This window comes from Streptomyces sp. WELS2, from assembly GCF_013870595.1.
Classification (GTDB): Bacteria; Actinomycetota; Actinomycetes; order Streptomycetales; family Streptomycetaceae; genus Streptomyces.
In genome coordinates, this window is the sequence record NZ_JACBWZ010000847.1 from 1 (window position 1) to 2,574 (window position 2,574).

The 2,574-nt window shown below is 74.5% G+C and carries 3 protein-coding genes; 1 reads left to right on the forward strand and 2 read right to left on the reverse strand.

The features are described 5' to 3' along the window. Window positions 1-757: serine/threonine-protein kinase (locus H5J33_RS30715; RefSeq protein WP_181798041.1), on the reverse strand; the 757-nt coding region annotated here is incomplete at its 3' end. Window positions 758-841: 84 nt separating this feature from the next. On the opposite strand from H5J33_RS30715, the gene H5J33_RS30720 reads away from it, so the two are divergent. After that, the gene (locus H5J33_RS30720) at window positions 842-1,471 is read left to right on the forward strand and encodes a class I SAM-dependent methyltransferase (protein WP_181798042.1); all 630 of its coding nucleotides are present in this window, start codon (window positions 842-844) and stop codon (window positions 1,469-1,471) included. Window positions 1,472-1,504: 33 nt separating this feature from the next. Here H5J33_RS30720 and H5J33_RS30725 read toward each other — a convergent pair whose 3' ends face one another. Then, window positions 1,505-2,386 (reverse strand): LysR family transcriptional regulator, encoded by an 882-nt coding sequence (locus H5J33_RS30725; RefSeq protein ID WP_181798043.1) that lies wholly within the window; start codon window positions 2,384-2,386, stop codon window positions 1,505-1,507. Between the last annotated feature and the right edge of the window lie 188 nt (window positions 2,387-2,574).

A 2,574-nucleotide genomic window follows, 5' to 3' on the forward strand; every position in this document is an offset into this window, starting at 1 on the left:
GGCACCACGCGAACAGCGGGCGCAGGGGCTCGGGCAGCAGGGACAGGTCCGGCTCGGAGTGCACGATCCGGTACAGCACGTTGACGCCCGGCCCCTCGCCGTACAGCGGTCGGCCGAGCGCCGCGAACGCGGCCGTCTGCCCGAGCGCGAACACGTCGGTCGCCGCCGTCACCTCGCCACCGGTCGCCTGCTCGGGCGCCATGAACGCGGGCGTGCCGATGGTGCTGCCGGTCGCGGTGTACGACGTGCCGTCCGCCGCCAGCGCGATACCGAAGTCGATCACCCGGGGCCCGTCGGCGGCGAGCAGTACGTTCGACGGCTTCAGGTCCCGGTGCACGACGCCCTCGGCGTGGATCGCCTGCAACGCCTCGGCGACCCCCGCCATCAGCCACAGCACCGCCGCCACCGGCAGCGGACCGCGCCGGGCCACCGCGTCGGCCAGCGACGGCCCGGGCACGTACACGGTGGCCAGCCAGGGCGGGCTGCCGTCCGGGTCGGCGTCGATCAGCTCGGCGGTGTAGGCGCCGCGCACCCGCCGGGCCGCCGTGACCTCCCGCCGGAACCGCCGCCGGAAGTCCGGGTCGTCCGCGAGCTCGGGCCGTACGACCTTCAGCGCGACGGGGCGTCCGCCCCGGGTGTGCGACAGGTACACCCGGCCCATGCCTCCCGCGCCGAGCCGGGCCGCCGGCCGGTATCCGGCCACCGCCGCCGGGTCGTCGGCCTGGAGCGGCCGGAAGACCTCCGTCGTCTGGTCCATCGGCCCGTACCCCCCACGTCATGTCCCGGCCAACGAGCCTCAGGGTACGGGGGCCGGGGGCGCGGCCCGCTAGGGTCCCTGCCCATGACCGACCCCCGTGCCTTCTACGACGCCATCGCCGAGGACTACGCCGTCCACTTCCGCGACCAGCTCGCGCACCGGCCGCTGGAGCGGGCCCTGCTCGCCGCTTACGCCGAGCAGGTCGGGCCCTCCGGCCTGGTCGCCGACCTCGGCTGCGGTCCCGGCGAGATCACCGCGCACCTCGACGGGATCGGTCTGTCCGTGTTCGGCCTCGATCTGTCCGAGTCGATGATCACGATCGCCCGCCGCAGACACCCCGGGCTGCGGTTCGAGCACGGTTCGATGCGGGAGCTGCCCCTCGCCGGCGGTTCGCTGGCCGGGGTGGTCTCCTGGTACTCCAGCATCCACACACCCGCGGACGAACTCCCGGACCTGTTCACCGAGTTCCACCGCGTCCTCGCCCCCGGCGGCCGGCTCCTCCTCGCCTTCCAGACCGGCGACGAACCGCTCCACCTCGACCGTCCGTGGGGCCACCCGGTGGAACTGGCCTTCCACCGGCGCCGCCCCGAACGGATGGCCGAGCTGCTGAGGGGCGCCGGTTTCGCCGTGCACTCCAGCACGGTGCGGGAGCGGGTGGCCGAGCGCGGGGAGTCGGCGCCGCAGGCGTTCCTTCTCGCCCGGAAGGAAGGCTGACGGGCGGCGGCACCCTGTGGGCCGGGCTGTCGCTCAGCGCACGGAGGCGACCGTGTCCGCGAAGGCGCGGGCCGGCGGGCTGAGCGCGTCCCAGCGGCGTACGGCCCAGCCGACGGGCAGGGGGCGCAGACCGGGCAGGGGGATCAGCCGGAGGGGTCCGTCGCCCGGGACGGGCAGACCGGGTACGGCGGGGACGACCGCCCTGCCGACGCCCAGTTCGGCGAGGAGCAGGGCGGTGTCCCAGTCGGCCACGCTCGGCTCGTAGGCGAACCGCACACCCCGTTCCGCACAGGCCGCTTCCAGGTGGGCGGCGGAGGCGGAGTTGGGCGGGAGCCGGATGAGCCGGGTGTCGGTCAGTTCGGCGGGGTCGAGGCGGGGGCGGCCTGCCAGGGGGTCGTCGGCGGGCACGGCGAGGAGCCAGGGCAGTTCCACGACGGTCCGCTGCTCGATGCCCCGGACCGGCGGGCCGATGGTGATCCAGGCGAGGTCGAGGGTGCCGTCGGCGAGGGCGTCGAAGCTGCCCCGGCCCGAACTTACCGTGCGGAACTCCAGGTTGACGTCGGGGTGGCTGCGGCGGAAGGTGACGACCGCCTCGGACATGAAGTGCCGTACGGTCGTCGCGCCCGTGGCGACCCGGACGTGGCCGCTGTGGCCGTCGAGGAGGTCGCGCAGCTGCCGTACGGCCAGGTCGAGGCCGTTGATGCCCTCGGCCGCCGCCGTCTCCAGTATCCGGCCGGCCTGCGTCGGGACGACTCCGCGCGGGCGGCGCTCCAGCAGGGCGACGCCGGTCTCCCGCTCCAGCCGCTTCACGTGCTGGCTGACGGCGGACTGGGTGCGGCCGAGGTCCCGGGCGACCGAACTGAGGCTGCCCGCGCGGCACACGGCCACGAACACACGGAGGTCGTCGAGAGTCATGGGACCCAAGCTAATGCTTGGGTCCGGGAAGAAAACCCCAGGATTGACTGGGTGTTGGCGTCGTACGAGGATCGTGTGCGGGCCGCGACCGACCCAGGCGGCAACCCTGCTCCCCGCCCCGCCGAGTCCGGACGACGCGGGAGTCATGTTGAGCAGCGTGGACTTGCCGCAGCCCGAGGGGCCCATCA